Raw genomic sequence first — 7,421 nt, forward strand, 5'->3', positions numbered from 1 at the left:
ATGTCCTCCGGCACGCCCTCGAAGCGCGACTCGGAGAAGTCGATCACGAAGCGCGGCGGATCGGCCATCGAGAAGGTGGTGAAGCTCGGCTTGCGCGAGCCCTTCACCGCCAGCACGACCGTGGATCCCGCGTCGCGCACCTCCACCCCGGAGATGACGTTCAGGTCCACCGCCCGCGCTCGGGGGGCGGACGCGGCGGCGAGGGCGATCGCGAGGAGGAGGCGAAGACGCATGAGGGGGCTCCGCAAAAAGGTCGGCGCGAGGATAGCACGCGACCCCATCGCCCCGAAGAATTCCCCAGGATTTGCAGTCCGATATCCACCTACCCCGGCACAGGAGCGCCGAGGAGCGCGCGGGCCTCGCCGACCAGGTAGAGCGAGCCCGCCACGCCCACCACCCCGCCCTCGCCGGCGGCGGCCCGCGCGCAGGCGATCGCCTCCGCGAGCCCGCCGTGCACGTCGGCGGCGACGCCGTGCGCCTCCGCCAGGGCGCGCAGCTCGGCGGCCGGGCGCGCCCGCGGGCTCGGCGGCGTGACGAGGTGCAGCCGGCGCACCGCCGGCGCCAGCGCCGCCAGCATGCCGGCGTGGTCCTTGTCGGCGAGCACGCCGAACACGAGCTCCACCGGGCGGCCCGGGTGGAGCGCCGGCAGCGCGGCGGCGAGCGCCGCGGCGCCCTGCGGGTTGTGCGCGCCGTCGAGCAGCACGCCGCCCAGCTCCTCCAGCCGCCCCGGCCAGCGCGCCCCGGCGATGCCGCGCGCGATGGCGTCCTCCGGCACGGCCACGCCCGCGCCCGCCAGCGCGCGGAGCGCCGCGGCGGCGAGCGCCGCGTTCGCGCGCTGGTGCGGCCCGCGCAGCGCCACCGGCCCGTCCCAGGCCTCGCCGGCCACCACGAACGGCGCCCCCCGCCGCGCCGCCTCGGCGCGCAGCACCTCCAGCGCGCCGGCCGGCTGGGCCGCGTGCACCACCGCCGGCACGCCCGGCTTGAAGATGCCGGCCTTCTCGAACGCCACCCGCTCGACGGTGTCGCCGAGGAGCTGGGTGTGGTCGAGGCCGATGCGGGCGATGGCGGTGACCGCGGGGCGGATGGCGTTGGTGGCGTCGAAGCGGCCGCCCAGGCCGACCTCGATCACCGCGGCGTCCACCCGCTCCGCGGCGAGGTGCAGCAGGCCGGCGAGCGTGGCGACCTCGAAGTACGTGAGCCGGTCGCCCTCCCCGCCCGCCTCGTGCCAGGGGCAGGCGCGCCGCACCGCCTCCAGGGTCGCGGCGAGCGCGGCGTCGGAGATCTCCACCCCGTCCACCTGGATGCGCTCGTTGAACCGGACCAGGTGCGGCGAGGTGTAGAGGCCGGTGCGGAGGCCGGCCTCGCGCAGCGCCGCGGCGGCCATGGCGCAGGTCGAGCCCTTGCCGTTCGTGCCGCCCACGTGCAGCACGCGGTAGCCGCGCTCGGGGTGGCCGAGCGCGTCGAGCGCGCGCTCCATGCGCTCCAGGCCGAAGCGCATGGCGAGCGGCTGGAGCGAGGAGAGGTAGGCGTGGGGATCGAGGGGCTTCACCGGCGGTGCTCCGGGCGGGCGCGGCCGCCCCGGCGTGCTGCGCTCAGCCCACCAGCGACAGGAGCTGGCGGAGCTTCTCGCGCATCTCCAGGCGCGGCACGATCGCGTCGACCATGCCGTGCTCGAGCAGGAACTCGCTGCGCTGGAAGCCGGGCGGCAGCTTCTCGCGGATGGTCTGCTCGATGACGCGCGGGCCGGCGAAGCCGATGAGCGCCTTGGGCTCGGCGATCACCACGTCGCCCAGCCAGGCGAAGCTCGCCGCCACGCCGCCGGTGGTGGGGTGCAGCATCACCGACACGTACGGCTTGCGCACCGAGCGGAAGCGGTGCAGCGCCGCCGAGGTCTTCGCCATCTGCATGAGGGAGAAGATGCCCTCCTGCATGCGCGCGCCGCCGGTGGAGCTGAACACGATGGCGGGGATGCGGCGCTCGTAGGCGCGGTCGAACACCCGGGCGACCTTCTCGCCCACCACCGAGCCCATCGAGCCGCCCATGAACTCGAACGCGAAGGAGCCGAGCGACACCGGCTGCCCGCCGATGGCGCCCACGCCGGAGATGAACGCGTCGCGCAGGCCCGAGGCCTTGAAGGTGGACCTGAGCCGGTCGCGGTACTTCTTCGAGTCGGAGAAGCCGAGCGGGTCCTGCGGCGTGAGCTCCGCGTCCAGCTCCTGGAACGTGCCCGGGTCGAGCACCAGGTCGAAGCGGCGCCGCACCGGCAGGGCGTCGTGGATGCCGCAGGACGGGCAGACGTTCCAGCTCCGCTCGTACTCGGCGCGCGGCACCACCTCGCCGCAGGCGTCGCACTTGTACCAGATGCCCTCGCCCTTCGCGGCGGGCGCGGGCGGCGCGACGGGGGTGGACTCCTTCGACTTCAGCTTCTTCTGCTTGGAGAACCAGGCCATGTGCTTTCCAGTCTAGGGCGCCAGGGCGCCCCGGGCGCCGGGGACGCGCCCCGTCACGCGATGCCCCCGAACTGCGCCTTCACCTGCAGGAACTCGAGGAAGTGGCGGAGCTTCGAGACGTCCGGCACCAGGAAGCCGTCCGGGCGGACGGCGACGATCTTCGCCTTCACCAGCTTGGAGAGCGCCTCGTCGGCCACCTCCGGCCGGACGCCCACCCGCCCGGCCAGCTCGCGCGGCGCCACCTCTATCTGGTGGCCGGCGGGCCCGCGCGACGCCTTCTCCGCCGCGGTGACGAGGAAGTGCACCACCCGGGACGAGGCGTCCTGGAAGAGCAGGTTCGCGATCTGCTCCTCCGCCTCCTGCAGCCGGTCCGCCAGCTTCTTGACCAGCCGCACGGCGATCTCGGCGTTGCCCCGGATCATCGCCTCGAAGGTCGGGGCGTCGATGACCAGCAGCCGGGCGTCGTCCGCGCAGGTGGCGGTGGCCGAGCGCGGCCGGTTGTTCAGGATCGACATCTCGCCCAGGAAGTCGCCCGGCCCCATGGACGCCAGGATCTTCTCGACCCCGCCGGCGGTGGTCGAGAGGGTCACCCGCCCCTGCTGCACCACGAACATCTCGCGGCCCGGCTCGCCCTCGCGGAACAGGACGGTCCCTCGCGGGAACTCCCTGCCGAAGCGCTGGAGGAGCTGATCGTCTGGCATGGGGTCGGGCGGCCGGCCGGCGCCGCCTCGCGTCGAGGCCGGGGTGCCGGGAGCCGAACGGCGGTCCTAGCCGACCTCGCGGAGGGCTGTCAACGAATCGCCCCCCGCCGCCGGGCGACACGTCGCGTCAGGGCGGCGGCCCCGCGCCGCCCGGTTTCTTGCGACGTCGGAGTGCTCGGGTACGATGTGGGTGTCACCCTCAGAGAACCCGGGAACCTCGATGCGCCTGTCGGTCCTCGTCCTCGCCGCCGCCCTGCTGGTCGCCGTCGCGTTCTGAAGCGCGACTGCCCTCCCGACCTCCCGCTCCGCGGCGCGGTCGCGCCCTGTCGCCGCCCGAGCGCTCGTGGCTTGCAGCGGCCGCGCCGTCGCGGTAAGGCGCAGCCATGTCCCTGACCTACCGCGACGCAGGCGTCGACATCGACGAGGGCGATCGGCTCGTCGACCTCATCAAGCCGCACGCCCGGCCCACGATGCGCCCGGAGGTGCTCGGCGGGATCGGCGGGTTCGGCGGGCTCTTCGCGCTCGACGTGAAGAAGTACCGCGAGCCGGTGCTGGTGTCGGGCACCGACGGCGTCGGGACCAAGCTCAAGGTGGCGTTCGCCGCCGATCGCCACGACACGGTGGGCATCGACCTCGTGGCGATGTGCGTGAACGACATCGCGGTGGTGGGCGCCGAGCCGCTCTTCTTCCTCGACTACTACGCCACCGGCAAGCTCAGCGCCGAGCAGGGCGCCCAGGTGGTGAAGGGCATCGCCGAGGGCTGCCGGCAGGCGGGGTGCGCGCTCATCGGCGGCGAGACCGCCGAGCTGCCCGGGTTCTACGCCCGCGGCGAGTACGACCTGGCCGGCTTCGCGGTCGGCTGCGTGGACCGGCCGCGGATCGTGGACGGCACCCGGGTGTCCCGGGGCGACGTCGTGATCGGGATCGCGTCCTCCGGCCTCCACTCCAACGGCTTCTCGCTGGCGCGCAAGGCGCTGCTGGACCGCTACCCGCTCGATCACCGGTTCGAGGCGCTGGGCGGGCGCACGCTGGCGGACGCGCTGCTCGAGCCCACCCGCATCTACGCGAAGGACGTGCTGGCGCTGCTCGAGCAGGTGCCGGTCCGGGCGTTCGCGCACATCACCGGCGGCGGGCTGCCCGGCAACGTGCCGCGCACCCTCCCCGACGGCACGCGGGCGGTGCTCGAGGAGAAGCGCTGGCCGCGGCCGGCCATCTTCGACGTGGTCGAGCGCGAGGGGCAGGTCCCGCGCGACGAGATGTACCGCACCTTCAACATGGGCCTCGGCCTGGTGGCGGTGGTCGCGCCCGGCGACGAGGCGGCGGCGCACGCGGCGCTCCGGGCCCGCGGGCTCGACGCCTGGACGGTGGGCGCCATCGAGGCGGGCGGCCCCGGGGAGGCCACCTGCGAGGTGGTGCGGTGATCCGGCTCGGCGTCCTCGCCTCCGGCGGCGGCACCAACCTGCAGGCCCTCCTCGACGCCTGCGCCGCGGGGCGCGTGGACGCGCAGGTCGCGGTGGTGCTCTCGAACGTGCCGGGCGCCGGCGCGCTGGAGCGGGCGCGCCGGGCGGGCGCGCCGGCGGAGGTCCTGCCGTCGAAGGGCGTCGCCGACCGCGCCGCCTACGACCTCACGCTGGTCGAGGCGCTCCGCGCCCGCCGCGTGGACCTGGTCTGCCTGGCCGGCTACATGCGCCTCGTCACGCCCGGCTTCCTCCGCGCCTTCGGGCCGGACGCCGGCAGCCGGGGCTGCCCGCGGGTGATGAACATCCACCCCGGCCTGCTCCCGTCGTTCCCCGGCCTGCACGCGGCGCGGCAGGCGCTCGACTACGGCGCCCGCATCGCCGGCTGCACCGTGCACTTCGTGGACGAGGGCACCGACACCGGGCCGATCATCGCGCAGGCGGTGGTCCCGGTGCTCCAGGGCGACGACGAGGCCGCCCTCTCCGCCCGCATCCAGGCCGAGGAGCACCGCCTCTACCCGCAGGCCGTGCAGTGGTTCGCGCAGGGGCGGCTCTCGCTGGAGGGGCGCCGGGTCAGGCTCGACCGCTGCGCGCCGCACGGCCCCTCGCCGCTGCGGAACCCGCCGCTGGAAGGTTAGGCGCGCGCGGCGCCGAGGCCGCCCCCGAACGATCGGCTAGGCCGTCCGGGTGGATACGTCCCTCGACCGCGGGACGAGATCGTTTGGCGCCCGGGCGGCCTCGACGTAGACTCCGCCGCCGTGGCGCAGACCTTCCGACCCCCCGCAACCCAGCGCATCTACGACGTCTGCATCGTCGGCTCGCAGCTCGGTGGCATCGTCGCCGGCGCGCTGCTGGCCCGGCGCGGCTTCCGGGTGCTGCACGTCGCCCACGACGACCTGGGCCCGAGCTACGTGGACGCCGGCTACGTGCTGCCCTGGGCGCCCGCGGTCATCCCCTCTCCGCGGCAGATGCCCGCCGCCGAGGCCGTGCTCGCCGAGCTGGGGCTCGCCACCGACGTGGGCCGGGCGCTCGAGCCGTCCGACCCCGACCTGCAGATCCTGCTCCCCCGGCACCGCGTGGACGTCTCGCGCGACGCCGCGCAGCTGCGGACCGAGCTGCACCGCGAGTGGGCCGGCGAGGCCGAGGCGCTGGAGGCGGGCTTCGCCGAGCTGTCCACCCTCTACGAGTTCTCCGGCTTCTTCCTGAAGGCCGCGCCGCCGCTCCCGCCGGACGGGTTCGGCGAGCGGCGGGCGGTCAAGAAGGCGCTGAAGGTCGCCTCCAGCCTCCCCAACGCGCCCGCCGGCGAGGTCGGCGAGGCCCGGCCCTTCGACGCGCTGCGCGGGCACGAGCTGGTGCGGAGCCTGGAGATCGCGCACCGCTTCCTCACCTACCTGGACGGCCCGCCCTCGCCGCTCTCGCTGGCGCGCCTGCTGGGCGGCGCGCTCCGCGGGACGCACCGGCTGGCCGGCGGCCAGGGGACGCTCCGCGAGATGATCCGCCGGCGCATCGCGGAGTCGCGCGGCGAGCTGAAGGGCGGGCCCGGCGAGCCGGCGTCCGCCGCGGGGCTGGAGCTGGACGGGAGCCGCATCGCCGCGGTCCGGCTGGCCGACTCGCCCGACGCGTTCGTGGCCCGGGCCTTCGTGCTCGCCGCGGACGCGGAGTCCATCCGGCGCCTCCTCCCGGCCGGCGCCGCCGAGGCCCGCGCCGCCCGCGTGCTCGAGGCCATCCGCCCGCAGCGCCGGCTCGTCTCGCTGAACCTGATCGTCAAGGAGGCCGCGCTCCCGCCCGCGCTGGGCGAGAACGCGCTCGCGCTCCGCGACGCGGAGGGCGGCGACGGCATCGACAACGCGGTGTTCCTGCAGGTGCTCCCGGCGCGGCGCGACGGCAAGAAGGGCTCGGCGGACGCGGTCCCGGGCGAGCGCGTGGTCTGCGCCGCCGCGTTCGTGGACGCGGGCACCACCTCGCGCGAGGCGCTGTCGGCGGCCTCGGCGCGGATCCGCGAGGCGGTGGCGGACGCCATCCCGTTCTTCGAGCGCCACCAGGTGAACGAGTCGTCCCCGGTGCTGAACGCGCCGGTCGGGCCGGAGGAGGCGGTGCGGCTCCTCACCCATCCGCTCTACGGCACCGAGCTCGAGTCCACGCTCGGGGTGACCGGCCTGCCGGTGCGGGCGCCGTGGAAGAATGCGTTCTTCGCCGGGCGCGAGGTGCTCCCCGGGCTCGGCCTGGAGGGCGAGTTCTACGCGGGCATCCAGGCGGCCGGGCACGCGGTCGCGGCGCTCGGGCGGAGGGACGTTCTGAAGTGAGCCCTTGCCTTTCGCGGGCCACTCTGTAATATCCCGCGCTCCTTTTGGTTTTCGGAGTAGAGACCATGGCACGCCGCTGCGAGATCTGTGGGAAGGGCCCGCTCGTCGGGAACACCGTCTCCCACGCCAACAACAAGAACAAGACGCGCTCCCTGCCGAACCTCCGCTCGGTCCGCGCCAACCTGTCCGGCGAGGTCCGCCACATCCGCGTGTGCACGCGCTGCCTCAAGGCCGGCAAGGTCGTGAAGGCGGGCCGCGGGCGTCCGTCGGCGTCGGCGCAGGCGTAACGAGGTCCCTGGGCGCGCGCGGCCGGATGCGCAGCCTCCCGGTCACCGAGGCGCCCCACCCCAGAGGCTCGGATCTCGAGCGGCTCCCCGCGGGCCGCCTCCTCGCCCGTCTCCACGAGGGCGACCGGGAGGCGGTGCGCGCGGTGGGCCGCGCCTTGCCTTCGCTCGCGCGCCTGGCGGAGGCCGCCGCCGCCGCGCTCGGCGCGGGGGGCCGGCTGGTCTA

General features: G+C 75.2%; 7 protein-coding genes and 2 pseudogenes. 5 read left to right on the top strand and 4 right to left on the bottom strand.

The window, feature by feature from the left end:
- From PSR1_RS20155 to PSR1_RS20170, 4 genes and pseudogenes are all read right to left on the bottom strand, one after another.
- Window positions 1-233: pseudogene (locus tag PSR1_RS20155) on the bottom strand (hypothetical protein); the annotation flags it as partial.
- A gap of 89 nt (window positions 234-322) precedes the next feature.
- A complete protein-coding gene (locus PSR1_RS20160) occupies window positions 323-1,549 on the bottom strand; it encodes a folylpolyglutamate synthase/dihydrofolate synthase family protein (RefSeq protein WP_059439191.1) in 1,227 nt (408 codons plus the stop codon).
- Window positions 1,550-1,592: 43 nt separating this feature from the next.
- Window positions 1,593-2,450 carry an acetyl-CoA carboxylase, carboxyltransferase subunit beta gene (accD, locus tag PSR1_RS20165; RefSeq protein ID WP_059439192.1) on the bottom strand — a complete coding sequence of 286 codons (858 nt, stop codon included), beginning with the start codon at window positions 2,448-2,450 and terminating at the stop codon, window positions 1,593-1,595.
- Window positions 2,451-2,503: 53 nt separating this feature from the next.
- Window positions 2,504-3,151 (bottom strand): Crp/Fnr family transcriptional regulator, encoded by a 648-nt coding sequence (locus tag PSR1_RS20170; RefSeq protein ID WP_059439193.1) that lies wholly within the window; start codon window positions 3,149-3,151, stop codon window positions 2,504-2,506.
- A gap of 383 nt (window positions 3,152-3,534) precedes the next feature.
- Between PSR1_RS20170 and purM the strand changes: the two genes are divergently transcribed.
- The 5 genes and pseudogenes from purM to PSR1_RS24710 form a co-directional block, all read left to right on the top strand.
- Window positions 3,535-4,572, top strand: coding sequence for a phosphoribosylformylglycinamidine cyclo-ligase (purM, locus tag PSR1_RS20175; protein ID WP_059439194.1), 1,038 nt, complete (start codon window positions 3,535-3,537; stop codon window positions 4,570-4,572).
- Window positions 4,569-5,246 carry a phosphoribosylglycinamide formyltransferase gene (gene purN / locus PSR1_RS20180; RefSeq protein WP_059439195.1) on the top strand — a complete coding sequence of 226 codons (678 nt, stop codon included), beginning with the start codon at window positions 4,569-4,571 and terminating at the stop codon, window positions 5,244-5,246. The genes purM and purN overlap by 4 nt, the downstream gene beginning before the upstream one ends.
- Window positions 5,247-5,366: 120 nt before the next feature.
- A complete protein-coding gene (locus PSR1_RS20185) occupies window positions 5,367-6,911 on the top strand; it encodes an NAD(P)/FAD-dependent oxidoreductase (protein WP_059439196.1) in 1,545 nt (514 codons plus the stop codon).
- 65 nt (window positions 6,912-6,976) lie between these two features.
- On the top strand, window positions 6,977-7,198 hold the full coding sequence (rpmB, locus tag PSR1_RS20190; protein ID WP_059439197.1) for a 50S ribosomal protein L28: 222 nt from the start codon (window positions 6,977-6,979) through the stop codon (window positions 7,196-7,198).
- 26 nt (window positions 7,199-7,224) lie between these two features.
- Window positions 7,225-7,421: pseudogene (locus tag PSR1_RS24710) on the top strand (N-acetylmuramic acid 6-phosphate etherase); the annotation flags it as partial.

The sequence above is a fragment of the Anaeromyxobacter sp. PSR-1 genome, assembly GCF_000964525.1.
Lineage (GTDB): Bacteria > Myxococcota > Myxococcia > Myxococcales > Anaeromyxobacteraceae > Anaeromyxobacter.